25 protein-coding genes and 1 pseudogene are annotated in these 24,375 nt (G+C 69.9%); 19 read left to right on the forward strand and 7 right to left on the reverse strand.

Annotated features, from left to right (window positions below; translation table 11 throughout):
- Positions 1 to 9 precede the first annotated feature (9 nt).
- The 8 genes and pseudogenes from JOF29_RS17030 to JOF29_RS17065 all read left to right on the forward strand — a co-directional run bounded on the left by JOF29_RS17030 (position 10) and on the right by JOF29_RS17065 (position 8,208).
- Positions 10 to 1,050, forward strand: a complete 1,041-nt coding sequence (locus tag JOF29_RS17030) for a 2Fe-2S iron-sulfur cluster-binding protein (protein ID WP_209695157.1) — start codon at positions 10 to 12, stop codon at positions 1,048 to 1,050.
- A 2-nt stretch (positions 1,051 to 1,052) separates the two neighbouring features.
- A complete protein-coding gene (locus JOF29_RS17035) occupies positions 1,053 to 2,192 on the forward strand; it encodes an aromatic/alkene monooxygenase hydroxylase subunit beta (RefSeq protein ID WP_209695158.1) in 1,140 nt (379 codons plus the stop codon).
- A 2-nt stretch (positions 2,193 to 2,194) separates the two neighbouring features.
- Complete coding sequence (mimD, locus tag JOF29_RS17040) at positions 2,195 to 2,530, forward strand: propane 2-monooxygenase effector subunit MimD (protein WP_209695159.1); 336 nt, start codon at positions 2,195 to 2,197, stop codon at positions 2,528 to 2,530.
- A gap of 9 nt (positions 2,531 to 2,539) precedes the next feature.
- Positions 2,540 to 3,571 carry an amidohydrolase family protein gene (locus tag JOF29_RS17045; protein ID WP_209695160.1) on the forward strand — a complete coding sequence of 344 codons (1,032 nt, stop codon included), beginning with the start codon at positions 2,540 to 2,542 and terminating at the stop codon, positions 3,569 to 3,571.
- Complete coding sequence (locus JOF29_RS17050; RefSeq protein WP_209695161.1) at positions 3,568 to 4,260, forward strand: iron-sulfur cluster assembly protein; 693 nt, start codon at positions 3,568 to 3,570, stop codon at positions 4,258 to 4,260. Before JOF29_RS17045 ends, JOF29_RS17050 begins: the two co-directional genes overlap by 4 nt.
- A complete protein-coding gene (locus JOF29_RS17055) occupies positions 4,257 to 5,282 on the forward strand; it encodes an NAD(P)-dependent alcohol dehydrogenase (protein WP_209695162.1) in 1,026 nt (341 codons plus the stop codon). Before JOF29_RS17050 ends, JOF29_RS17055 begins: the two co-directional genes overlap by 4 nt.
- Before the next feature lie 19 nt (positions 5,283 to 5,301).
- Positions 5,302 to 6,952, forward strand: a pseudogene (gene groL / locus JOF29_RS17060) (chaperonin GroEL).
- Between the two features lie 107 nt (positions 6,953 to 7,059).
- On the forward strand, positions 7,060 to 8,208 hold the full coding sequence (locus JOF29_RS17065; RefSeq protein WP_209695163.1) for an MFS transporter: 1,149 nt from the start codon (positions 7,060 to 7,062) through the stop codon (positions 8,206 to 8,208).
- Here JOF29_RS17065 and JOF29_RS17070 read toward each other — a convergent pair.
- Positions 8,174 to 8,752 (reverse strand): TetR/AcrR family transcriptional regulator, encoded by a 579-nt coding sequence (locus tag JOF29_RS17070; protein ID WP_209695164.1) that lies wholly within the window; start codon positions 8,750 to 8,752, stop codon positions 8,174 to 8,176. The two genes, JOF29_RS17065 and JOF29_RS17070, sit on opposite strands and share 35 nt — an antisense overlap.
- Positions 8,753 to 8,823: 71 nt before the next feature.
- Here JOF29_RS17070 and JOF29_RS17075 point away from each other — a divergent pair, with 71 nt between their 5' ends.
- Positions 8,824 to 9,066: a serine hydrolase gene (locus JOF29_RS17075; protein WP_209695165.1), complete on the forward strand. Its 243-nt coding sequence runs from the start codon at positions 8,824 to 8,826 to the stop codon at positions 9,064 to 9,066.
- Entirely contained in the window at positions 9,051 to 9,398 is a 348-nt protein-coding gene (locus tag JOF29_RS17080) for a serine hydrolase family protein (RefSeq protein WP_209695166.1), read from the forward strand. The genes JOF29_RS17075 and JOF29_RS17080 overlap by 16 nt, the downstream gene beginning before the upstream one ends.
- On the opposite strand, the gene JOF29_RS17085 is transcribed toward JOF29_RS17080, so the two are convergent.
- Entirely contained in the window at positions 9,367 to 10,812 is a 1,446-nt protein-coding gene (locus JOF29_RS17085) for an alkaline phosphatase PhoX (protein ID WP_209695167.1), read from the reverse strand. The two genes, JOF29_RS17080 and JOF29_RS17085, sit on opposite strands and share 32 nt — an antisense overlap.
- 158 nt (positions 10,813 to 10,970) lie before the next feature.
- On the opposite strand from JOF29_RS17085, the gene JOF29_RS17090 reads away from it, so the two are divergent.
- Positions 10,971 to 11,360 carry a DUF8738 domain-containing protein gene (locus JOF29_RS17090; protein ID WP_344746774.1) on the forward strand — a complete coding sequence of 130 codons (390 nt, stop codon included), beginning with the start codon at positions 10,971 to 10,973 and terminating at the stop codon, positions 11,358 to 11,360.
- 181 nt (positions 11,361 to 11,541) lie between these two features.
- Here JOF29_RS17090 and JOF29_RS44535 read toward each other — a convergent pair whose 3' ends face one another.
- The gene (locus tag JOF29_RS44535; RefSeq protein WP_209695169.1) at positions 11,542 to 12,807 is read right to left on the reverse strand and encodes a S8 family peptidase; all 1,266 of its coding nucleotides are present in this window, start codon (positions 12,805 to 12,807) and stop codon (positions 11,542 to 11,544) included.
- Positions 12,808 to 12,855: 48 nt separating this feature from the next.
- On the opposite strand from JOF29_RS44535, the gene JOF29_RS45345 reads away from it, so the two are divergent.
- From JOF29_RS45345 to JOF29_RS17110, 3 genes are read left to right on the forward strand one after another with little or no spacing between them, the layout of a single operon-like run.
- Positions 12,856 to 15,495 (forward strand): CHAT domain-containing protein, encoded by a 2,640-nt coding sequence (locus JOF29_RS45345; protein WP_209695170.1) that lies wholly within the window; start codon positions 12,856 to 12,858, stop codon positions 15,493 to 15,495.
- 34 nt (positions 15,496 to 15,529) lie between these two features.
- Positions 15,530 to 16,114 (forward strand): RNA polymerase sigma factor, encoded by a 585-nt coding sequence (locus JOF29_RS17105; RefSeq protein WP_209695171.1) that lies wholly within the window; start codon positions 15,530 to 15,532, stop codon positions 16,112 to 16,114.
- 4 nt (positions 16,115 to 16,118) lie between these two features.
- A complete protein-coding gene (locus tag JOF29_RS17110; RefSeq protein ID WP_209695172.1) occupies positions 16,119 to 16,580 on the forward strand; it encodes a hypothetical protein in 462 nt (153 codons plus the stop codon).
- 9 nt (positions 16,581 to 16,589) lie between these two features.
- Here JOF29_RS17110 and JOF29_RS17115 read toward each other — a convergent pair whose 3' ends face one another.
- The 3 genes from JOF29_RS17115 to JOF29_RS17125 are packed head-to-tail and all read right to left on the reverse strand — an operon-like array spanning position 16,590 to position 19,312.
- Positions 16,590 to 17,021, reverse strand: a complete 432-nt coding sequence (locus JOF29_RS17115; RefSeq protein ID WP_372446297.1) for a VOC family protein — start codon at positions 17,019 to 17,021, stop codon at positions 16,590 to 16,592.
- A gap of 8 nt (positions 17,022 to 17,029) precedes the next feature.
- Complete coding sequence (locus JOF29_RS17120; protein ID WP_209695174.1) at positions 17,030 to 17,851, reverse strand: IclR family transcriptional regulator domain-containing protein; 822 nt, start codon at positions 17,849 to 17,851, stop codon at positions 17,030 to 17,032.
- A 15-nt stretch (positions 17,852 to 17,866) separates the two neighbouring features.
- On the reverse strand, positions 17,867 to 19,312 hold the full coding sequence (locus JOF29_RS17125) for an amidohydrolase family protein (protein WP_209695175.1): 1,446 nt from the start codon (positions 19,310 to 19,312) through the stop codon (positions 17,867 to 17,869).
- 163 nt (positions 19,313 to 19,475) lie between these two features.
- Here JOF29_RS17125 and JOF29_RS17130 point away from each other — a divergent pair, with 163 nt between their 5' ends.
- The 5 genes from JOF29_RS17130 to JOF29_RS45350 all read left to right on the forward strand — a co-directional run bounded on the left by JOF29_RS17130 (position 19,476) and on the right by JOF29_RS45350 (position 23,637).
- Positions 19,476 to 20,603: a CaiB/BaiF CoA transferase family protein gene (locus JOF29_RS17130; protein WP_307863413.1), complete on the forward strand. Its 1,128-nt coding sequence runs from the start codon at positions 19,476 to 19,478 to the stop codon at positions 20,601 to 20,603.
- Positions 20,588 to 21,358 (forward strand): citryl-CoA lyase, encoded by a 771-nt coding sequence (locus JOF29_RS17135; RefSeq protein WP_209695177.1) that lies wholly within the window; start codon positions 20,588 to 20,590, stop codon positions 21,356 to 21,358. Before JOF29_RS17130 ends, JOF29_RS17135 begins: the two co-directional genes overlap by 16 nt.
- A gap of 10 nt (positions 21,359 to 21,368) precedes the next feature.
- Positions 21,369 to 22,232, forward strand: a complete 864-nt coding sequence (locus tag JOF29_RS17140; protein WP_209695178.1) for a DODA-type extradiol aromatic ring-opening family dioxygenase — start codon at positions 21,369 to 21,371, stop codon at positions 22,230 to 22,232.
- 73 nt (positions 22,233 to 22,305) lie between these two features.
- The gene (locus JOF29_RS17145; RefSeq protein WP_209695179.1) at positions 22,306 to 22,665 is read left to right on the forward strand and encodes a hypothetical protein; all 360 of its coding nucleotides are present in this window, start codon (positions 22,306 to 22,308) and stop codon (positions 22,663 to 22,665) included.
- 9 nt (positions 22,666 to 22,674) lie between these two features.
- Complete coding sequence (locus JOF29_RS45350; protein ID WP_209695180.1) at positions 22,675 to 23,637, forward strand: quinone oxidoreductase family protein; 963 nt, start codon at positions 22,675 to 22,677, stop codon at positions 23,635 to 23,637.
- A 1-nt stretch (position 23,638) separates the two neighbouring features.
- On the opposite strand, the gene JOF29_RS17155 is transcribed toward JOF29_RS45350, so the two are convergent.
- Entirely contained in the window at positions 23,639 to 24,337 is a 699-nt protein-coding gene (locus tag JOF29_RS17155; protein WP_209695181.1) for an ATP-dependent Clp protease proteolytic subunit, read from the reverse strand.
- Positions 24,338 to 24,375 lie beyond the last annotated feature (38 nt).

Here is a 24,375-nt window from a genome sequence, read left to right on the forward strand (position 1 = left end):
GGACTCACCATGGCCGACACCCACCGTATCCAGTTCGAGCCGGTCGGCATCGAGATGGAGGTCGACGAGGACGACAAGATCCTGGACGCGGCGTTCCGGCAGGGCATTCACCTGATGCACGGCTGCAAGGAGGGGCAGTGCTCCGCCTGCAAGTCGTACGTGCTGGAAGGTGACCTGCAGATGGAGCGCTACTCCACCTTCGCCTGCAACGACGCGGAGGTTGCCGAAGGTTATGTGTTGCTGTGCCGGGCGCACGCGTTCAGCGACTGCACGATCGAGCTGCTGAACTTCGACGAGGACGAACTGCTCGGCGGCATCCCGATCCGGACCGTGGGTACGACGGTGGCCGCGATCGAGCCGGTCACCGGGGACATCGTGTCGCTGCGGCTGCGCCCGGCCGAGGAGTTCGACTTCCGGCCGGGGCAGTACGTCGACCTGACCATCCCCGGCACGGACGAGCACCGGTCGTTCTCGATGGCGACCATACCGGCAGGGCCCGCCGGGGAGATCGAGTTCCTGATCAAGAAGTACCAGGGCGGCCGGTTCTCGGGTCTGCTCGACGACGGCCTGGCGGTCGGCGACGAGCTGTCGATGACCGGGCCGTACGGCTCGTCCACCCTGAAGGACGGGCACGTGCTGCCGGTGATCTGCGTCGCGGGTGGGGCCGGGATGGCGCCGATCCTGTCCATCCTCCGGCACCTCGTCGCGACCGGCAGCACCCGGCCGGTGCGGTTCTACTACGGCGCCCGGACGGCGGCCGACCTGTTCTACCTGGAAGCGATCCAGGAACTCGGTGCTGAGCTCACCGGCTTCGAGTTCGTCGCCTGCCTGTCCGAGTCGGCTCAGGGCGCGGACGGGCTACAGGTCGAGGAGGGCAACGTCACCGACGTCGTGGACCGGCGGGAGGCCGAGCTGCACCGCAGCGAGGTGTACCTGTGCGGGCCGCCGCCGATGGTGGACGCCGCACTGACGTTGCTGGAGGCAAGCAACGTACCGAAGGACCAGATCTTCTACGACAAGTTCACCAGCCCAGCGACCGATGGAGCCTGAGAATGACGCACACCAAGCAACGCAGTTTCCCGAGGATCGAGTTCACCGACTCCGAGGCCGGTGCGCTGGAGTTCCCCAGCTCGACCAGCCGCAGCTACAACTACTACAAGCCGGCCAAGCTGCGCGCGACGATGTACGAGGACGTCACGGTCGACGTCCAGCCGGACCCGGACCGGCACCTGAGCCAGGGCTGGATCTACGGCTTCGGCGACGGCCCGGGCGGCTACCCGAAGGAGTGGACGGCCGCGAAGTCGTCCAACTGGCACGCCTTCCTCGACCCCAACGAGGAGTGGGACCAGACGATCTACCGGAACAACTCCGCGGTCGTCCACCAGGTCGACCTGTGCCTGCAGAACGCGAAGCGGGCCAGGGCGTACGACGGCTGGAACGCGGCCTGGCTGAAGTTCATCGAGCGCAACCTCGGCGCGTGGATGCACGCCGAGAACGGTATGGCCCTGCACGTGTTCACCAGCATCCAGCGCTCCGGGCCGACGAACATGATCAACACCGCGGTCGCGGTCAACGCCGCGCACAAGATGCGGTTCGCTCAGGACCTGGCACTCTTCAACCTGGATCTGTCGGAGGCCGGTGGGCAAGGGAAGGAAGGAACGGGCGAGGGAAGGTCGGCCGACGTACCGTTCGACGGCTCTGCGCACAAGGAGGTCTGGAAGAACGCGCCGGAGTGGCAGCCGACCCGTGAGGTGGTCGAGCGGCTGACGGCGGTCGGTGACTGGTGCGAGCTGCTGTTCGCCACCAACATCGTCTTCGAGCAGCTCGTCGGGTCGCTGTTCCGCAGTGAGCTGGTGATGCAGATCGCCGCCCGCAACGGCGACTACATCACGCCGACCATCGTCGGGACCGGCGAATACGACTACGACCGCGACCTCGGCTACACCCGCAACCTGTTTCGCCTGCTGGCCCGCGACGCGGAGCACGGCGAGACCAACAAGGTGCTGTTCGGCGAGTGGCTCGCGACCTGGGTACCGCGCTGCCTCGACGCCGCGCACGCCCTGCAGCCGATCTGGTCGCAGCCGGCCGACAAGTCCGTCACCTTCGCGGTGAGCCTGGACGCGGCCAAGCAGAAGTTCCGTTCCCTGCTCGAGGACCTCGGGCTCGACTCTCCGAAGGAGCTGGACCAGTGAGCATGCAGTTCGGATCTGACACCGAGTTCTCCAACAAGTGCGGCGTGACGCTGATGAACACGCCGATCGGCCGGGTGGTCGCCGAGGTGATGGGCGCCAAGGACGGCGTCGAGCTGACCGAGTACCCGTCGATGATCCGGGTCGACGGCGTCGGCCTGCTGAACTTCGACTACGCCGAGCTGACCGACGCGCTCGGCTCGGAGTTCGACGGGTCGGTGTTCGAGGAGATCTCCTCCACCCACTACGGCCGGATGGTGCACCTGGACGACAAGACCATCCTGTTCGCCAGCCCCGAGGACGCCGCCGAGTACATCGGCTTCGACCTCACCGCGCATTAGGAGCCGGAGATGTACGAGAAGGACGGCGAGAAGTACTACATCGTCGACGCGCACATCGCGCTCTGGGACGCGCGCGCCGAGAACCAGAAGAACATCCACGGCAAGCAGTTCATCGACTGCTTCTACGACTACCACAAGAACCTCAGTCCCGAAGAGGTCGTCTGGGACTACGACACCTACACGTACTACGGCGAGCAGCGCCTGCTGAAGGACCTGTTCGAGGACGGGTACGTCGACCACGCGATCTTCCAGCCGGCCATCCTGAGCGACTTCTACAGGCGGGGTTTCGGCCAGACAGAGGACGCCCTCGCGCTGACCCGGGCGAACCCCGGAAAGCTCACGTACAACCACGCGTGGGACCCCCGGCACGAAGAGGCCGGCCTGGAGCAGCTCCGCAAGGACGCGGACCGGATGGGCCTGAAGGGCGTGAAGCTCTACACCGCCGAGTGGAACGGCGACTCCCGCGGGTACAAGCTCGACAGCCCGTGGTCGCGCCGGTACCTCGAGGAGTGCCTGAAGCTCGGGATCAAGAACATCCACGTGCACAAGGGCCCCACCATCCGGCCGCTGGACCGGGACGCGTTCGACGTCGCCGACATCGACCAGGTGGCGACGGACTACACCGAGCTGAACTTCATCGTCGAGCACGTCGGGCTGCCGCGGCTGGAGGACTTCTGCTGGATCGCCACCCAGGAGCCCAACGTGTACGGCGGACTCGCGGTGGCGATGCCGTTCATCCACAGCCGGCCGAAGTACTTCGCACAGATCCTCGGGGAGTTGCTGTACTGGATCGGCGAGGACCGGATCCTGTTCTCCAGCGACTACGCGATCTGGACGCCGAAGTGGCTGATCGAGAAGTTCGTCGACTTCCAGATCCCACCCGAGCTGACGGAGTACGCGCCGATCACGACGGCGCAGAAGAAGAAGATCCTCGGCCTGAACGCGGCGGCCTTGTACGACCTCGACGTACCGCAGGAGCTGCGGTTGCCGACCGAGGCCGGCAACGCCTCCGCGGAGGTCGCGGCGGGCGCACGCTCATGATCGCCGTGGCACCGTCCCTCAGTGACAGGGTCCTGGCGGCCCTGGCGACGGTGGCGGATCCCGAGCTGGACGAGCCGATCACCGAGCTCGGTTTCGTCCGCTCGGTCCGGATCGAGGACGCGAAGGTGACCGTGCACCTGCGGTTGCCGACGTCGTTCTGCTCGCCGAACTTCGCCTACCTGATGGCGTCCGACGCGGTGGACGCACTGCGCCGGGTGGACGGTCTTCGCGGAGTCGTGGTGCAGCTGGACGACCACCACGACTCGGACAAGATCAACGCGGGCCTGGCGGCGGACGCGGGGTACGTCGGCACGTTCGGCGTCGAGGCGGAAGAGAGCCTGGACGACCTCCGGCGGATCTTCCGGGAGAAGGCGCACACGGCGGCGATGGAACGGTGCGCCGAGCAACTGCTCAGGACCACCGACGTGACCGTGGACGATCTCCACCTCGTCACGCTCGGAGATGTTCCAGAGGGTTCGCACAAGGAGGCGCTGGTACGGCGCCGGGCCGGGATCGGGCTCGGCGCCGCCCCCGCCGATCCGCTGGTGGTGGACGAGGCTGGTGCGGCACTCGTGGCCGCGGAGGTCCCGCTCAGGCTGCGGTTCGCCAAGTCGGTGCGGATCTCGATGGAAGGTAACGCGCACTTCTGTCGTGGACTGCTGGCTACAAGGTATGGGAGCACGGCATGAGGGCGATCCAAGTCGTCGGATATCACACCGACCTGAAACTGAACGACATACCGGAGCCGAAGGTCGAGGGTCCACTCGACGTGATCGTGAGGATCGGTGGCGCCGGGGTGTGCCGGACCGACCTGCACATCCTCGAGGGGCAGTGGGCGGAGAAGTCCGGCGTCGCGCTGCCGTACACGATCGGGCACGAGAACGCCGGCTGGGTGGAGGCGACCGGCGACGCGGTGACGAACGTGAAGCCCGGCGACAAGGTGATCCTGCACCCGTTGATCACCTGCGGGCTGTGCCGCGCGTGCCGGTTCGGCGAGGACGTGCACTGCGAGAACAGCCAGTTCCCCGGGATCGACACCGACGGCGGGTACGCCGAGTACCTGCGGACGACGGCCCGTAGCGTCGTGCGGATCGACGACAGCCTCGAGCCGGCCGACGTGGCGGCGCTCGCGGACGCGGGACTGACGGCGTACCACGCGGTCCGGAAGGCGGCGGCCGCGCTGCGGCCCGGGGACGTCTGCGTGATGATCGGGGCCGGCGGCCTCGGCCACATCGGCATCCAGGTGCTGAAGGCGATCTCGGCCGCGACGCTGGTCGTGGTCGACCGGAACCCGGCCGCCGTCGAACTCGCGGTCGCGATCGGCGCCGACCACGGAATCGTTGCCGACGGCACCCAGATCGCCCAGGTGCTGGAGCTCACCGGGGGCCGCGGCGCCGAGGCGGTGGTGGACTTCGTCGGCGAGGGAGGAGCCACCGCGGAGGGCGTGGCCATGCTGCGCCGGGCCGGCAACTACTACGTGGTCGGGTACGGCGAGAACCTCGACGTGCCGACGATCGACATCATCTCGACCGAGATCAACTTCGTCGGGAACCTGGTCGGCTCCCACACCGACCTGCAGGAGCTGATGGTGCTCGCCGCCCAGGGCAAGGTGACTCTGCACACCAGCAAGTACCCGCTCGCCGATTTCCAGCAGGCGATCGACGATCTCGGCCGCGGGCTGGTCCGCGGCCGGGCGATCCTCATCCCGTGACCCGAGAGGCGGTCTGATCATGGCCAAGGAACTACGGTTCAACGAAGATGCACGGCGGCTGCTCGAGTCCGGGGTGAACGCCCTGGCCGACGCCGTCAAGGTGACGCTGGGTCCGAAGGGCCGCAACGCAGTCCTGGAGAAACTGACCGGACCGCCGACGATCACGAACGACGGCGTGACGATCGCCCGGGAGATCCAGTTGCGCGAGCCGTTCGCGAACATGGGCGCCCAGCTGGTCAAGGAAGTCGCGATGAAGACCAACGGGGTGGTCGGCGACGGTACGACGACCGCGACCGTACTCGCCCAGGCGATGGTCCGCGAGGGCCTGCGAGCGGTCGACGAGGGCGCCAACCCGATGCGGGTACGGCGCGGTATCGAGCAGACCGTGCCGGTGGTGGTGGCGACGCTGCGCTCGTGGGCGGCGGACGTGGGCGGCGGGCAGGACCTGCGGAACATCGCGACGATGGCGGCCGGTGACGACGAGTCGATCGGCGAGGTGATCGCCGAGGCGGTCGAGCGGGTCGGGCGGAACGGAATCGTCAGCACGGAGGAGTCCGACGGGGTCGGGCTCTCGGTCGAGGTGGTCGACGGGATCGAGTTCGACCACGGGTACACGTCGGCGTACATGGTCACCGACAAGGAGCGGATGGAGGCGGTCCACGAGCGCCCGGTGATCCTGCTCACCAACCGGAAGATCAACCAGGTGCAGGACATCATGCCGGCCGTCGAGGTGGCCAAGCGCGCGGACCGGCCGCTGGTGGTGCTGGCCGAGGACGTCACCGGGCCGGCGCTGCAGTTCCTGGTCGGCGGCAACATGCACGGCACGATGCAGTCGGTCGTCGTCCGGGCGCCTGGCTTCGGGCACCGGCGGATCGCGGAGCTCGAAGATCTCGCGGTGGCGCTCGGCGGGAACGTGATCGCGCAGGACACCGGGCTCGAGCTGGCGGAGGTCTCGCTGGAGCACCTCGGTACATGTGACCGGATCACGATCAGCGAGAACGGTACGACGATCGTCGGCGGGCACGGCGATCCGCGGTTGGTCGAGGCGCGGCTGGCGCAGCTGGAGACGCAGTTCGACCGGGCCCCGGATCGACGCGGACCGGGACAGCCTGCAGCTCCGGATGGCGCGGCTGTCCGGGCGGGTCGCGGTGATCCGGGTCGGCGGGGCGACGAGTGTCGAGCTGAAGGAGCGGATGCTGCGGGTCGAGGACTCGCTGGCCGCCACCCGCGCCGCGGTCGAGGAGGGCGTGGTGGCCGGCGGTGGTACGGCGCTGGTCCAGGCGCAGGACGCCGTGTCTCGCGTCGAGCTGACCGGTGACGACGCGATCGGCCGCGAGGTCGTCCGGCGGGCGCTGCCCGAGCCGCTGCGGTGGATCGCGATCAACGCCGGGTACGACGGCGACGACGTCGTGAAGAAGGTGTCCGATCTGCCGTTGGGACACGGGTTCAACGCGCTCACCGGGCAGTACGACGACATGTTCGACCAGGGCGTGCTGGATCCGCTGAAGGTGACGCGGGCGGCGCTGGAGAGCGCGGCCTCGATCGCGGCGCTGCTGATCACCACGGAGACCGCGGTGGTCGAGGAGGTCCTCGGGAACCCGGGCGCGATCATGGCACCCGGCTTCGGCGACCTGGCGGAGGGCATGGTCCGGCCCTCCAACATCTACTGAGATGACGACCGAGCCTGCGGTGGACGCGGGGCCGACCGAGCCCGAGCTCGCCACCGCAGGCCAGCACCTCGCGGCGAGTAGATGGTAATGGGCGGTACTATCTCTGCATGACGGTTCCGGTGCGGCGATTGTGGGTGGCGGTGCTGTGTGGGTACCTGGCGTTCGGGGCGGCGTTGCAGGTGCTGCCGTCGTACGTGCCGGAGAAGTTCGGAGGTGGGGCGCTGGCGAGTGGGTCCGCGGTGGGGATCGCGTTCCTGGCGACGGCGTGCGGGCGGCCGTTCGCGGGATGGTTGGCGGATGCGGGGTGGTCGCGGCCGGTGGTGATCGCCGGGGGAGTGCTGGCGGCGATCGGGGGCCTGGGGCAACTGCTGGCGCCGGATCTCGGGTTGTTGCTGGTCGCGCGGTTGGTGATGGGTGCGGGCGAGGCCGCGTTGTTCTCGGCGGCGCTGCCGTGGGTGCTGGCCGGTACGCGGATGGCGCAGCGCGGGCGGTTGGCCGGCTGGTTCGGCTTGTCGATGTGGGGCGGCTTGGCGGGTGGTCCGGTGATCGCGGCCGCGCTGACGGCCGCCGCAGGTGGGGGTGTGCGGCTGGTTTGGTGGGTGGTCGTTGGTTTGTGCTTGGTGTCTGTCGGGCTGGTGCTGACGACTCGGCGGGATGCGCAGCGGGTCGAGCCGTTGGTGCGGATCGGAGGTGTTCGTGATCTGGTGCCGCCGGGGGTTCCGTTGCCGGGGGCAATTATTGGGCTGGCCGCCTACTGTTACGGGACGGTTGCCGCGCTGCTGGTGCTGCGGCTTCGGGCCGGGCACCTCGGCGTCGACAACTTCGCGCTGAGTGTGTTCGCGGCTGCCTTCCTGGTCCTGCGGTTCGCGGGGAGCCCTTTGGTGGATCGGTACGGCGGGCGGGTGGTGGCGGTCGCGACCGTGAGCGTGGAGATCGGCGCGCTGGTAGTCATCGCGCTCGCGGGTGGGCCGGTGGTGGCGATCGTCGGTACGGCGTTCGCCGGGTTCGGGATGGCGCTGATCTATCCGGCGTGTGTCTCGATGACGCTCGATCGGGTGCGGGGGCTGCGGCCGGGCGTGTCGATGGGGGTGATGACCTCGTTCTGGGACCTCGGCGTGATGCTGGCGGGACCCCTCGGCGGGCTGATCGCGGAGCGGGCCGGGTTCCAGGCGGCGTTTCTGGTCGCGGCCGGCGCCGGGCTCGCGTGCGTCGTCGTACTGCTCAGAATGCCGCGTCGAGCAGTGTCTCCACGATGACCCGCGCCTCCGCGCCCAGCCCGGGATCCTGGTCGATCGCGCTGATCAGAGTCGCACCTTCCAGTACGACGACCAGCTGCCGCGCGGTCACCCCGGGGTCGCGCGCGCCCGCCAGCAGGCGCTCGAAGAGCTCCCGGTAGAACCGGAGATGGTCCTGCGCGAGGCGCCGCGGAGCGCCGTCCTGGCCGCGGTCCTCGGTGGCCGCGTTCATCATCGCGCAGCCGCGGAACCCGGCTTCGGCGTACCAGGTCGCGACCAGGTCGAAGACCGCGAGAACCTGTGCGCGGCCGGGCGGTGCGGCGTCGACGGCCTCGTGGTGCCAGGCGCGGACCCGCTGCGTACGGTCGGTCAGCACCGCCTCGACCAGGCCTTCCTTCGAGCCGAAGTTCTTGTAGATGGTCAGCTTGGACGCGCCGGCCGCCTCGACGATCTCGTTGATCCCGGCCGCGTGGATCCCGCGCCGGCCGAACACCTCCGCCGCCGCCTTCAGGATCCGGGCCCGGGTCGCCTCGGGGTCCAGCCGTTCCCCCGCCTTCACCGGCATCGTGCGATCACCTCCACGGGTCCACCCTACCGAGCTGGACCAAGATAAGAACGATCAGTACTATCATATCCATGTGGGAACAAGTGGCTGCGGCGTTCGAGCGGAACTTCACCGAGCGGGGCGAGCCGGGCGCGGCGTTCGCGGCGTATCACAAAGGCGAGCTGGTGGTCGACCTGTGGGGAGGTACGGCGGACCGCGACACGATCCACCTGATGTTCTCCGGCACGAAGGGCCTGACCACCGCGTGCATCCTCCTGCTCGTGCAGCGCAGGCAGCTCACCCGATCACCTGGGGCTGGTTGCTGGACGAGCTGATGCGGCGGGTGGACGGGCGCACCGTAGGCCAGTTCTTCGCGGAGGAATTCGCCGGGCCGCTCGGGCTCGAGGTGTGGATCGGGTTGCCCGCGGAACTGCGCTGGCGGGTGGCGACGATGGTGGCGCCGGACGGTGTCCTCGTCGAGGGGCCGAATCCGCTGTGGGTGCCGGTCGCGGAGAAGATCTGGAACAGCACCGAGTACCGGAGCGCCGGGCTGGCGGCTGCTGGTGGTGGCTCGCGGCACGGCGCGTTGCCGAGCCGCGAGTCTGCACACAGACAGGTGAGTCTGCTGCGGGCCCTCAGCCGAGGTAGTCGCGCCACGGGCCGGTGATCGCCAGCGTGATGCCCGGCGACTGGATGTTGACGAACAGCACCTTGCCGTCGGCGGAGAACGACGGGCCGGTGAACTCGGAGTCGTTCAGCTGGTTCCGGGCGATGGCGTACGTCGGGCCGCCCGGGGTCGCGCTCAGCACGTGGCTGCTGGCCTGGCCGTCCTCGGCGAGGATCAGCGAACCCCACGGCGTCACGGTGACGTTGTCCGGGCCGTCGAAGTTGTAGTCGTCGTACTTCGCCTCGGCGCCCTTGTTCGCGGCGGCGTTCTCCGGGAAGTACGTGACCAGCTGGATCGTCCCGGCGTCGTAGTTGTAGAACCAGACCATGCCGTCGTGCGGGACCGCGTCGGCGGGCAGGTCCGACGTACCGGACTCGGCGTACGAGTTCACGACGTACACGCCGTCCTTGGTGCCGAAGACGCCCTCGAACTTCTTGCCGCGGGTGATCTGGCCGTCGGTGAACTGCTTGCGGACCGACGTGGTCACGCCGTCGCGGTCCGGCACCGGCACCCACTTCACCCGGAACGGCCGCAGCAACTGCGCCGAGGTCAGGTACGCGACGTCCGGGATCGGCTTGCCGTCGTCACCCAGGATGGCGAGCGCTTCGAGGGTGCCGAAGTCCTTGTTCTGCAGGTCCTGCCAGCTACGCGGGCCGAGCTTGTAGCCGCGCGGCGCCGACCAGCGGTAGAAGGTCCCGTTCGGGCCGGAGGCGTCCTCGGACAGGTAGACGTGGGTCCGGTTCTCGCCGATCGCGAGCGCCTCGTGGGCGTACCGGCCGAGCGCCTTCAGCGGGACCGGGTGCGCGGTCCTGCCGTCGCCCCAGACCTCGAACACGTAGCCGTGATCCTTCAGCCGGGTGGTGCCGTTGGCCTTGTTCTCGGTCTCCTCGCAGGTCATCCAGGTGCCCCACGGGGTCGGGCCGCCGGCGCAGTTCGTCAGCGTGCCGGAGATGCCGACCCACTCGCCGAGGTTCTTGCCGTCCTTGTCGACGTCGATGACCGTGCAGCCGCCGGCCGCGCCGACGCCGCTGTCGTAGACAGTGCCCTCGATCTGCGGTACGCCGAGCTCGTTGGCGCCGCCGATCTCGTGGTTCTGGATCAGCTGGTAACGGCCGTGGCCCGTGGAGAACACCGCCGTACCGTCGTGCAGGGTCGGCGTCGGGTGACCGGTCTTCAGCTTGGTCTCGCCGGCCTGGGTGACGATCCTGTACTTGAACCCGGCCGGCAGCGCGAGGACGCCCTTGGGGTCGTCGAGCAGCGGCGGGAACGGCCGGTGCTGCGGGAACGGCGTGCGGCCGGGGTGCGACGCGGGCGTGGCCTCGGCCAGCGTCGGCACGGCACCGACGGTGGTGAACCCGACGCCCGCGGCGCCGGCAGCGGCGCCGCGGAGGACGGAACGGCGGTCGACAGACATGATGTGACTCCTTGGAAATGACGGTTCCCGAGGTTTGGATCTTTCAGGTCCTGGGCTGACAGGCGGGAAACACCAGGTGAACTGCTCTCAGCCAACTCTCAGTTGGGCCACCGCAACGAACGGTCACCGGCCGGCGTCTACTGTGAGAGGTGATCGTGATGCGGAAGGTGCTGACCGTGGTAGCGGTGGCCGCGCTGCTGGTTGCGTGCGGCAACGAATCGACGACCGGAGGACAACCGTCCATGACGCCGAGCACGAGTAGCAGTTCCGGACCGGCGAGCCCCGGCGGCGGTCCGGCCGAGCTGGCCAAGGCCGACCTGGTGAAGCGCCTGGGCGTGGACGCCGCCGTCGTGAAGGTGGTCAGCTCCGACGAGGTGACTTGGCCGGACGGGAGCCTGGGCTGCCCGGAGCCGGGCATGCGATACACCCAGATGCTGGTGCAGGGAAACCGGACGATCCTCGAGGTCGACGGGAAGCAGTACGCGTACCACTCCAGCGCCTACCGGGCGCCGTTCCTTTGTGAGCATCCGACACCGACCGCACGGTGAAAACTTTCTGCACCATCGGGTGTATCAATTCGCGCCGAGGGCGACTCCGCAGCAATGGGGGGACGCCCTCGGGCCGTTGCAGGGGGGAGAGCGGCGCGGGGCTGCGTAGAGGGGGGAGCTGACGCGGTGCGGAGGGTCCGGGAGGTCAGGCCGGAGGTCCGCACCGCGTCAGCGCGCCCGCTCAGAGCGAGGCGAGTGCGTCCCCCGCCCGGAGCACCGGGCCGGCGCCCGGCGCCGGCTGGGTCCGGGCGAACGCGAGCAGCGCGTCGGCCGCTTGCTGGGCGTTCTCGCCGGTGACCGACATCCGCCCGGCGATCAGCCCGGCGACGAGTGGCGTCGCGAACGACGTACCGCTCCAGCTGGCCATGCCTTCGAACGTGCGGAGTTCACCGGCGTGCGGCGGCTCGGTGCACTGGTACTCGCCGGTGAGGAACGCGTTCACCAGGTCCTCGCCGGGCGCGTACACGTCGACCCAGCCGCCGAAGTTGCTGAACGACGCGCGGTCGCGCCCGTTGTCCGCGAGTGCGCCGACGCCGACCGCCTCCGGGAACGCGGCCGGCCAGAAGTAGTCCCGGGTCGCCTCGTTGCCCGCGGCCGCGACCAGTGCCAGGCCGTTGATCCGGTTCAGCCGGGTGTCGACGAACACGTCCAGCCCGAGCGGCGGCAGGTTGAAGCGGGTCCGGGTGCCCGCCGACAGGCTGATGATGTCCGGCGCCAGGTCGAGTACCTCGTCCAGCGCCTGCGCGAGGTCGAACTCCCAGATCGCGCCGGCCGTGGTGAAGTAGCTCTTCACGACGATTTCCACGTTGCGCGCGATCGCCCGCATCACACCGGCGATGAACGTGCCGTGCCCGGCGTACGGCCGGATCCGCCCGGAGCCGTCGAACGCGTTCTCCGGGTCGCCGGTCACCCCGCCCAGCCAGTACGCCGCCGGGGCGTCGGACCAGCCGACGTCGAGTACGACGACCTTCACGCCGCGCCCGTCGGCGGCACCCGCGGGCAGGAACGGCGTCGGCAGTACCGGGTCCGGCGGGCTGCCGGGCGGTACCTCCGCGGGCTCGGTGGCCGGGCACGGGCTGACGCTCGGGCACACGTAGAACAGGTGTTCCGGTGTCACCACGCCACGGCCGAGCCGCAGGTCGGCGTACCGCAGGAATCGTTGGGTGTACGAACGATCTTCCGGTGCGTCCTGCGGGACGCGCTCCGGGAGCAGCAGCCGGGTGACTCCGCCGATCCCGCCCTCGTCCGGGCGACCGCCCTCGAAGAGTTCGATGACCCGCGTGAGGTCCTCGTCGCGGACCAGCACCACCCCGGTGCGGTAGAGGTAGTCCGCCCCCTGCGGCCTTTTCTCCCAGTCCTCCGGGTAGATTTCGACCGCTTTTCCGTACGCCTCCAGAATCAGTTCGAGTTGGGCGACGTACTTTCGCTCATTCGTTTGATCTTGCACAGTTCTCGTTCCCCCCTTGATCAATGAAATGGCGCTTATCATTTCAGAGTGCCGGTGGCAGGGGGGAGTGCCGCGGCGGCAGAATATCTGCTGCCGCTCGCGTTGTCGCGTCCGCACGACGCGATCGCTTCGGCGCGCACGCTGCTGGCCGCGGATCCGGCCACGGCCGCCGCGTCGATCGCGCATCAGGCGTGGGGGATCGGGCTGCGGCAGCTCGGCGACGTACCGACGGCGGTCCGGCAGTTGCGGACCGCGCTGCGGCTGGCGGAGCGGTCCGGTCGGTCGGAGCGGGAGGCGGATGTCCTTGCCACGTTGGGCGCGACGCTCGGTCGGGCGGGGCGCGGCCGTGAAGGGCTGGCGCGGCTGGACCGGGCGGTGGACCTCAGCCGGGGCGCGTTGACGGGGCGGGTGCTGCTGCGGCGGGCCGACGTACTGCTGGTGCTCGGCCGGCACCGGGAGGCGCTCGACGATCTGCGGTCGGCGATCGCGCGGTTGCGGCGGTCCGGCGATCAGGTCTGGGAGGCGCGGTCGCGGAACTATCGCGGATTCATCCAGCTGGCGTTGGGCGCGACGGTGCGGGCAGACGCGGATTTCGCGGTCGCGGAGAAGTTGTACGCCGCGACCGGCCAGGAGTTCGAGTACGCCGAGGCGCGCCAGAACCGCGGACTGGCCGCGTACGCGCGCGGGGATCTGCCGGCCGCGCTGCGGTACCTGGACGAGGCAGGCCGGCGGTTCGCGGCGGTCGGTGTCAGCTGGCCGGATCTCGCGATCGACCGGTGCGGCGTACTGCTGGCGGCCGGGTTGAGCGCGGAGGCGCTGGCCGAGCTGGATCAGGCGATCGGCGCCGAGGGCGGTCCGGCGACGAAGCGGGGGGAGCTGTTGTTCGCGGCGGCGACGGCCGCGCTGGCGGCGGGGGATCCGGCCGGGGCGCAGGAACGGGCGGAGCGGGCGCGGCGGTTGTTCTCCGCGCAGCGGCGCGAGTGGTGGTCGGTACGGTCGTCGATGGTCGTGCTGGAGGCGCGGTACCAGGCTGGTGAACGCGGGGAGCCGTTGCTGCGGCGGGTGACCGCGGTGGCGCGGCGGCTCGATGCCGTGGGGGCGTCGGAGGCGACGGCCGCGCATCTGCTGGCCGGACGGCTGGCGCTGGCGGCCGGGCGGACGTCGGCTGCGGATCGGCAACTGGAGCTGGCGGGGCGGCAAAGCAAGGACGCGCCGCCGATCGCGCGGAGTGCGGCCTGGCTGGGGAAGGCGCTGCGGGCCGAGGCGCGGGGCGACGTACGGTCGATGTTGTCGGCGTGCGGCCGTGGGCTGGACGCGTTGGACGAGCACCGCCTGACGATGGGCGCGACCGAGCTACGGGCGCTGGCGACCGGGCAAGGTGCCGAGCTGGCCGAGCTGGCGTTGCGGGACGCGTTGCGGCGCGACGATCCACGGCGACTGCTGGTGTGGGCCGAGCGCTGGCGGGCGACCGCGCTGGGCGTTCCGCCGGTACGTCCGCCGGACGACGAGCAACTGGCCGGAGAGCTGGCGGCGTTGCGGGACGTCGTACGGCGGTTGGACGCGGCACCGGATCCTTCGCTGGAGAAGGAACGCCGGCGGCTGGAGAAGGCTGTCCGCGATCGCTCTCTTCGGGCTCAGGGTGTCTCGCCGGCTGGGGCGCGCGGACGCTCACTCGATGTCGACGAGCTGATCGAGGCGCTTGGCGAGACCGTGCTGGTCGAGTTGGTCGAGGTCGGCGGCGTGCTGCACGCGGTGGTGGTGCGCGACGGTCGGCTCGGGCGGCACGAAGTGGGTCCACTCGCAGCAGCTGCGCTGGAGGTGGAGCGCTCCCGCTTCCACCTCCGTCGCCTCGCACACGCCCGCCCGGACAACGGCCCGGGGCGGGGATATCGCGGGCCGACGTTCGACGTGCTGGGGGCGCGGTTGCGGGAGGCGATCCTGGGGGCTGCGCAGGAGTTGCTGGGGGATCGGCCCGTGGTGGTGGTTCCGCCGGGGCGATTGCAGGCGTTGCCATGGGGGCTGGTGCTGGGGGAGCGGGCGGTGAACGTGGTGCCTTCAGCGGCGGTGTGGTTGCGGGCGCGGGAGGTGCGCGCGCCCGCGGACCGGCGAGTGGTGCTGGTGCTCGGGCCGGGGTTGCCGGCGGCGCGCGGTGAGGTGATGCGGCTGGCGGCGGCGTACCCGGACGCGACCGTACTCGCGGACGGCGACGCGACGGCGGACAACGTACTGCGGGCCCTGGACGGCGCGTGGATCGCGCATATCGCTGCCCACGGTACGTTTCGGGCGGACAGCCCGCTGTTCTCGTCGCTGCGGCTCGACGACGGGCCATTGACCGTGTACGACTTCGAGCGGCTGCGCAGGGCGCCGTACCGGATGATCTTGTCCAGTTGCGATTCCGGGCTGGCGAAGCCGGTCGGCGCGGACGAGCTGCTCGGGTTGAGCAGCAGCCTGATCCCGCTCGGTGCGGCGGGCATCCTCGCGAGCGTCGTACCGGTGAACGATCCGGCGACGGCGCCGCTGATGCTCGCGGTGCACGCGAACCTGCGGGCCGGGCAGTCGCTCGCGGAGGCGTTCGCGGCGGCCCGGCAGGCGGTCGTCGGCGATCCGGTCGCGGAGGCGGCCGGCCGATCGTTCGTCGCACTCGGGGCCGATGTATCAGCAGTCGGCCGGAGCGCTCTGTACCAGTAAGAACCAGTAAGCGGTCCGGCGGAGAGGGGACGGCATGCGGAACGATCCGACGGTCGTCGACCTGGTCGCCAGGGCCAGGGACGGCGAGAAGAACGCCTGGGACGAGCTGGTCCAGCGGTACGCGCCGCTGGTCTTCTCGATCTGCCGGAGGTACCGGTTGGCGCAGTCCGACATCGACGACGTCGGGCAGAGCGTGTGGCTGCGGCTGGTCGAGCACCTGCCCGGTCTGCGGGAGCCGGCCGCGTTGCCGGGCTGGATCGCGACCACGACCCAGCGCGAGTGCTTCCGGCTGATCCGCGCCACCAGTCGCGTCGAGCCGGTCGACCTCGCGGAGTCCGCCGACGTACCGGAGCAGGCGATCGCGGAGGAGGAGGTACTGCGGCACGAGCGCGGCGCGATCCTGCGGACGGCGTTCGGTGAGCTGTCCCGCCGGTGCCAGCTGCTCCTGTCGTTGCTCATGCAGGACCCACCGGCGCCGTACGACGAGATCAGCCGGCGACTGGAACTACCGATTGGCAGCATCGGGCCGAACCGGGCCCGCTGCCTGACCAGGCTCCGGCAGACACCTGCGCTGGCGCGGCTGGCCGCCGATGGACCCGACGACGGAACGAGGGGGTGAGATCGTGATCGACCCGGACTGGAACGACGACGAGAAACTGATCGAGGCGTTGCGGGCGGCCTTCGCCGCGGCGGACGACGTACCGGCGGCGTTCGTCGACGCCGGCAAGGCTGCGTTCGCGTGGCGGACCATCGACGCCGAGCTGGCGGCACTCACCTACGACTCGGCGCAGCAACCGCCGGCCGCGTTCGCGGTCCGCTCCGAGAGCGCGATGCTGCGATCGCTGACGTTCGCCTCGGACGGCTGGACGGTCGAGCTGGAACTCACCCCGGACGCCGTCCTCGGGCAACTCGACCCGCCCGAGGACGGCTCGGTGACGGCCCGCGGCGACGGTGGCACCCTGGTCAGCGCGGACATCGACGAGCTCGGCTTCTTCGTGCTCGGCCCGCCGCCCACCGTTCCGTACCGTTTGGTATGCACGCTGCGATCCGGTACGACGATCCTCACCGGCTGGATCACGCCGTAGGGGTCCGGATCAGGCGGCGAACACCTGCGAGTCGTCCGCGAACGCCTTGAACTCCAGGGCGTTCCCGGCCGGGTCGAGGAAGAACATCGTCCACTGCTCGCCGGTCTGCCCCTGGAACCGGACGTACGGCTCGATGACGAACTCGGTGCCGGCCGCTCGCAACCGCTCGGCGAACGCCTGGAACTCGTCGACGGCCAGGATCAGCCCGAAGTGCGGCACCGGTACGTCGTGCCCGTCGACCGGGTTGTGGATCCGCTGCGCGCGCTCGGGGGCGAGGTGGGTGACGAACTGGTGGCCGCGCAGGTTCCAGTCGATCCAGGTCTCGGAGCTGCGGCCCTGCTCGAGACCGAGGACCGCACCGTAGAAGTGCCGGGCCGCGTCCAGATCGTCGACCGGCATCGCGAGATGGAACCTGGGGACAGGGGAGTCGAGAACCGTCATACCCTCATTCAAGCAGTCGTTTCGTCCCGCTGCTCGATCTCGACGTGCGGGCGGGACTGCCAGAGCGCCCACTCGGCGCTGACATCTCCGGCCGTGCGCAGCAGCAGCGGGAGATGGTCCTGCAGCAGCGTGTCCACCGACGTCTCCGCGGCGTGCACCGTCACGTTCATCGCGGCCCGGACCGTGCCGGTGCCGTCGCGGACCGGCGCGGCGACCGAACGGACACCCGGCGCGAGCTCCTCGTCGGCCAGCGCCCATCCGCGCGCGCGGATCTCGGTGAGCTCGTCGCGCAGCTGCTCCGCGGTCCGGCCGATGTACGGCGGGAGCCCCGCGCGGCTCGGTTGTGCGAGTACGTCGGCCAGCGCGGCGGGGGAGAGCGCCGAGAGCAGGACCTTGCCCTGGGACGTCTGCGTCGCCGGGAATCGCGTGCCGATGTCGACGCGCAGCGCGATCAGCTTCGGCACCGACACGCGGGCGACGTACACGATGTCGGAGCCGTCGAGCTGCGCCATCGACGACGACTCACCGGTGCGCGCGACGAGCGCCTCCAGGTGCGGTCGCGCGATGTCCCAGAGGCCGAGCGAACCGACGTACGCCATCCCGAGCGTCAGCACCTTGGGCGTGAGCTGGAACGCTCCGCCGGCGGTCCGGACGAAGCCGAGCTCCGCCAGCGTGAGCAGCAGCCGGCGCGCGGTCGGCCGGGCGAGGCCGGCCGCGGTCGCGACCTCGGACAGCGACATCGTGCGGTGGCCGGGGTCGAAGGAGGCGAGCACGTCCAGCCCGCGCGCGAGCGCCTCGACGAAGTCCGGACCCGCGCCACGGCCTGCCATGTGTCCTCCTACCGATCACTCGTCACCGAAGATGGTGCCACGTGCCTCGCGGGTGGAGCCGGACTTGTAGGTCGTGTACTGGTACGGGTTGTCCAGCACCTCGCCCTCCGGCAGCTCCGGATTCATCCCGCTCTTCCACGCCTCCTCGCCGAGTGTCGACCGCAGGTGCTCCACGGTCGCCTCGACTTCCCGTCGTACGGCGGGCAGGTCGCAACCGACGAGCTTGTGGTCCTGCTTCACCACCCGACCGTCGACGACGACCGTGTGCACGTCGCCGCGCTGTGCCTGGAACGCGACGTGGCCGTACGGGTTGATCAGCGGGAACGAGACCGGTGAGGCGTCGTTCTTGATCAGGATCACGTCGGCCTTCTTGCCCGGTTCGAGGCTGCCGAGGTCATCGCGGCCGAGGGCCTTCGCGCCGCCTCGGGTCGCCCAGTCGACGACGTGCTCGGCGCGCAGGTGGCTGTGCGTCACGGTGGCGCCCTTCAGATGCGCTTCCAGGTGCTCGCGGGCGCGATCGGCGCCGAGCGTACTGCGCATCGCGCTGAACAGGTCGCCGCTCCACCACACGCTGGTGTCCATCGAGAGCGACACCGGGATGTTGTGCCGGCGGACCTGCCACGTGGGCGGGTAGCCCTGGCCGGCGCTCTGCTCGGACTCGGTGGAGACCGAGATCGAGCCGCCGGTCGCGGCGATCCGCTGGTACGAGTCGGTGGTCAGGGTGGCGGAGTGCACGTAGATGTTCTGCGGCGTCATGAAGCCGTTCTCGTGCATGAGCTTGATGCCGTTGTCGTTGGTCGCACCCCAGACGCCGGCGTGCGTGGTGACCGGCAGGCCGAGCTCGCGTGCGACCTCGAACGCGGCGCGCTCCGGGAACTCCGGATCGCCGGTGACGTCGAACGCCAGCTGCAGACCGAGCTGCCCGTCGTCGCGCAGCCCTTCGAGGAACGCCCGTACGGCCGGGTCCGCGGTCCACTCCCACGGGCCTGCCTGGATGTTGCCGTAGGCAAGGACGAAGCGCCCGGGTACGGCGCGCAGCGCGTCCACGGCGGCCTCGGCGTGCTCGACGCTCTGCAGGCCGTGCGACCAGTCGACCGTGGTGGTCACGCCGGCTTCGAGGGACTCCCAGGCGGACGTCAGGTTGCCGGCATGGATGTCCTCGGGGCGGAAGGTCTTGCCGTGCTCGAGGTAGTACCAGACGAAGTACTGCGTGAGCGTCCAGTCGGCGCCGTACGCGCGCATCGCGGTCTGCCACATGTGCCGGTGGGTGTCGATCATCCCGGGCATCACGATGCCGCCGGTCGCGTCGACGACCTGGGTGCCGTCGGGGACGTCGAGGTTCGGGCCGACGGCTGCGAGCTGATTGTCGACAATCAGAACGTCGGCATTCTGCAGGACGGTGTGCTGATCGTCCATCGTCAGAACGGTGCCGCCCCGCAAGACGATCGGAGCTGTGCTCATGAGTCCCCTCCAGAGATGGCCGGACATGCGTCCGTATGACGGTCATTGGGGCGATGAGACTCACTCTCTGGCGACGGTCGTGCGGTGTCAAGAGGTCTTGACAGCCGGCTTTCGCGGTGTCGAGACTGATGGCGGACAGATGTCCGTGAATCCGGGAGGTTGTGTGAAGGGACCGTTGTCCGGGCTGCTGGTGGCCGACTTCTCGCGGATCCTCGCCGGTCCGTACGCGACCATGCTGCTCGCCGATCTCGGCGCCGACGTGATCAAGGTCGAGGCGCCCGGCGGTGACGACACCCGGTCCTGGCAGCCGCCGGTCCGGGACGGCATCTCGACGTACTACCTCGCGGTGAACCGGAACAAGCGGTCGATCGCGCTGGACCTGAAGGACCCCACGGACCTGGCGGCGGCCCGGGAGCTGGCGCGCCGGGCCGACGTGCTGGTGGAGAACTTCAAGCCGGGCGGGCTGGCCCGGTTCGGGCTCGACTACGAGACCGTTGCCGAGGGCAACCCGCGGTTGGTCTACGCGTCGATCAGCGGGTTCGGGTCCGGGCCGCGGGGCGCGGAGCTGCCGGGGTACGACCTGATCGTGCAGGCGATCTCCGGGCTGATGAGCCTGACCGGCGATCCGGGCGGGGAGCCGTTCCGGGCCGGGATCTCGGTGTTCGACGTGATGGCCGGGCTGCACGCGACGATCGGCGTACTGTCCGCGCTGCACCTGCGGTCGGAGAGCGGGCGCGGCCAGCATGTCGAGGTGAACCTGCTGTCGTCGGCGCTGTCCGGCCTGGTGAACCAGTCGAGCGCGTACGTCGCGGGCGGCGTGGTGCCGGAGCGGATGGGGAACAGCCACCCGAGCCTGTTCCCGTACGAGACGCTGCCGTGCGCGGACGGGGACCTGATCATCACCGCCGGGAACAACGGGCAGTTCCGCAAGCTGGTCGAGGTGCTCGGCGTACCGGAGCTGGCCGACGACCCGCGCTTCGACCGGAACGAGCAGCGAACGGCGAACCGCGAGGAGCTGCGGCCGCTGCTGGTGGAACGGCTGCGGACCCGGACCCGGACCGAGTGGTTCCGGGACATCATCGCCGCCGGCGTCCCGTGCGGCCCGATCAACACCGTGGCCGGCGGGATCGCGTTCGCGGAGGACATCGGCCTGGACCCGGTGGTGACGGCCGGCGGGATTCCCGGCGTACGCAACCCGATCACGTTCTCGGACAGCGCGGCGTCGTACCGTCTGCCGCCACCGTCGCTCGACGAACACGGAGGTGAGCTACGCAAATGGCTGATGGAATGAGGTTTCCTACGTCGTTGGGTACGTCCACTGCGGATGAGATCCGGCTGCTCGGGCAGGACCTCACGGCCGACCTGATGGGCAAGGTCGGATTCGGCGAACTCGCCTTCTGGCTGGTCGCCATGCGCCGCCCGACCCCGTCCGAAACCAGAGTCTTCGAAGCAGTCCTGGTAGCCCTCGCCGACCACGGCTTCACCCCGACCGCCATAGCCGCCCGCCTCACCTACCTCTCGGCCCCCGACTCCCTCCAGGGAGCCCTGGCCGCCGGCCTCCTAGGCGGCGGCAGCCGCTTCCTGGGCGTCACCGAAGACTGCGGTCAGTTCTTGCATGCTGCTCTGGACGGTCGAGCCGAGGCCGACTGGGACGCGCTCGCACTGGAGGTCGTCCGGAATGCCAAGGCGGACGGGAAGTATGTCCCAGGGCTGGGGCATCCGGTGCACAAGGTGCAGGACCCGCGAACGCCTGTGCTGATCGGCATTGCGCGGGAAGAAGGGCTGGAAGGCCCGCATCTGAAGCTCTTCCAAGCCATCGGGCGGGTGCACGAGCAAGTACTCGGTCGGCGGCTTCCCTTGAACGGTGCCGGGGTTTGTGGGGCAGCGCTGGCCGACCTGGGGCTGCCGGTGGAGCTGTTGCGCGGGTTCGCGCTGCTCGCTCGCGCGGCCGGTTTGCTCGGGCAGCTCGCCGAGGAGCGACGGCGTCCGATCGGCATGGACGCCTACCTGACGATCGATCGCAACGCCGAGTACGTCGAGCCCTAAGGAGCACCAGATGGCCACAGTCGCCGCGGTGATCGCCTCCACCCACCATCCGTTCTACTACCGCGCGAGCACCGCGACCGGCGCCGACCGGCCGCCGTTCGCGGACGAGTGGGTGGCGAAGATCGAGGCGTTCCGGGAGACCCTGACCAAGGCCCGCCCGGACATCCTGGTGATGGTCGGCAGCGACCACTTCCACCAGTTGTGGCTGGACAACATGCCCCAGTTCCTGGTCGGCAAAGCGCCGTACTTCGACGCCAACTGGTACAACGAGGAACGCGAGTTCGGCCTGCCGCGGATGCGCCTCGCCGGTGACGAGCAGCTCGCCTCGCATATCCTCCGCAACGGCCTGGACGCCGGCTTCGACCTTGCCTTCAGTAACGAACTGCGGATCGACCACAGCATCACCTGCCCGATCATCACCCTCCGGCCGGACGCGGACCTGCCGATCGTGCCGATCTACACGAACATCTTCGCCCCGCCGCTGCCGCGCCCCGGGCGGTTCGTCGAGCTCGGCCGGACGATCCGGCGACTGGTCGAGTCGTGGCCGATCGACAAACGGGTCGCGATCATCGGGACCGGCCATCTGTCCCTGGAGCTGGGCGGACCGCGGCAGTTCGGTGAGCACGGGCCGGACCCGGAGTTCGACCGCAAGGCCGTCGAGTGGATCGCGGGTGGGGACCTGGAGGGCTGCCTGTCCGAGGTGACCCTGGACAGCCTGCACCTGCCCGGGAACGCGACGCACGGGTTCATGGACTTCCTGCTGATGATGGGCGTCGCCGGAGCCGGCGCGAAGGCGGATCATGTCGACTCGCTGGACCTGTTCCACACCATGGAGGCGTACTTCACCTGGTACCCGAACGGGGTGCCGTCGTGAACGAGCGAAGCGAGTTCAGCAACAAGCAGAGCAGCATCTGCTCATCCGCGCCCGGAGCGAAGCGAGGACGCGGATGAGCAAGTACTTGCTGAACAAGTTCCTGTACACGGTCGATCGCGACCCGGAGCTCGTCGAGCGGTACCGGTCGGACGCGGCCGGGACGGTGGAGTGGTGGGAGCAGGAGCTGGCCAACCAGGTGCTGAACTGCGTGGTCGCGGAGCAGTCCACCTGGCTCGCGTTCACGGACGCGGAGCGGAAGGCGCTCCGCGAACACGACCACGTCGCGCTGTTCGAACTCGGGGCGCATCCGTTTCTCACGCTGACGCTGTTCATCGCGATGTTCGAGCGCGACCACGGCCCACTCGAATACCAAAAGGCCTACGGCCAAGCTCTGCAGCACCACTCGTTACCCTACCCGGACATCGCCACCTAAGGAGGCCGAGTGCGAGCCGCAGTACTGCACACCCACGGTGAACCGCCGGTGCACGCGGATCATCCGGATCCGGTGGCCGGTGAGGGGCGCTCGATCGTCCGGGTGACGGCCGCGCCGATCGTGCCGCTGGACCTGCTGTGTGCCTCCGGTACGTCGTACTTCGGTGCGCCCGCGCTGCCGTATGTGCCCGGTGTGCAAGGTGTCGGCGTGGTCGAGGTGTCCGTGACGGTCGCGCCCGGAACCAGGGTGTTCTTCGCGACGTCCGCCGGGATGGCTCCGGGCGACGGCAGCCTCGCCGAACGGGTCGCCGTACCGGATGGAGAGCTGGTTGTTCTCGAGGCGGGCGTGGCGGATACGTCGGTGGCGGCTATCGGGCTGTCCGGGGTAGCCGGGTGGATGGCGTTGACCTGGCGGGCGCGGTTGCAGCCGGGGGAGCGGGTGCTGGTGCTCGGCGGGGGTGGTGCGGTCGGGCAGGTGGCGATCGGGGCGGCGCGGGTGCTCGGGGCGTCGAGCGTGGTGGCCGCCGTACGGTCGGATGCTTCGCGGGAGCGTGCGGTGGCGGCCGGGGCCGACGAGGTGGTTGCCTTGAGCCCTGATATGGAGGAGTTGACGGCGCGGCTGGGTGGGCCGTACGACGTGGTGATCGACCCGGTGTTCGGCGTCGCCGCGACGGCTGCGGCGCGGGTGCTGGCGGATGGCGGTCGGCTGGTCAACCTCGGCGGGGCGTCGGGTGACGAGGCGGTGTTCTCGTCGTCCGTACTGCGGAGCAAGTCGGCGGGCGTGCTCGGCTACACGAACAACGCCCTGACCGCGGACCAGCGTCGCGACGCACTCACCGCCGTGCTGCAGCATGCCGCGGCCGGCGCGATCCGGGTCGCCCACGAGACGGTCGCACTCGCGGACGTCGCCTCGGCCTGGGAACGTCAGGCGACCGGCAGGACCTCCGGTCGCCTGGTGCTCACCTTCGGCTGAGTTACAGGAGGTCGCTGATCAGGCCGTAGGTTCGGGCTTCTTCGGCGGAGAGGACGCGGCCTGCGGTGAGGTCCTCGGCGACCTCGTCGGAGGTGCGGCCGGTTGCCTGGGTGATGAGATCGCGGAGGCGGGCGACCTCGCGTTCGTGCTGGGCGTCGAGGGCGGCGAGTTCGTCGGCGGTGCCGTTCGCGGTGAACGGCGGGACCGAGAACACGAACATCGTGTGCTTGTGGGCCCGGCGTTGCGCGGCGGCGGCGAGTACCGCGATCGCGGGGCCGCGAACGGTGCCGCGGGCAACGACGTGGACCGGGGCGCCGATCAGGTCGATCGCCGCGGCGACCGAGAGCGCGGCGTCCAGGCCGGAGTCCGCCGACGACAGGTGGATCGTGATCGGGTCGTTGCCACCGGCATCCAGTAGCAGCAGCTCCGCCGCGACGTGATTCGCCAGCCCGTCGTCGAGCCGCCCACCGACCAGGATCACCCGCTCCGCCAGTAACCGATCGGCCAGCTCCCGCTCCAACGAGACCGAGGTGGACTCGTACCAGCCGGGCAGGATCGGTCGTGGCGCCGGCTCCGGACTGGACGGCACCCCAGGCGCCCCCGGCCGCGGAACCTCCGGCCACGGCCGCCCGGGGTACGGCGGGGTGGTCGCCCGGGGCGCTCGGCCTAGGACCGACTGTGGGTGGTGTGCGGTGTGCATGGTCTTCTCTCCTTCGACATGCTCCAGCTTGGGGGAGC

It is taken from the genome of Kribbella aluminosa, assembly GCF_017876295.1.
GTDB lineage: Bacteria > Actinomycetota > Actinomycetes > Propionibacteriales > Kribbellaceae > Kribbella > Kribbella aluminosa.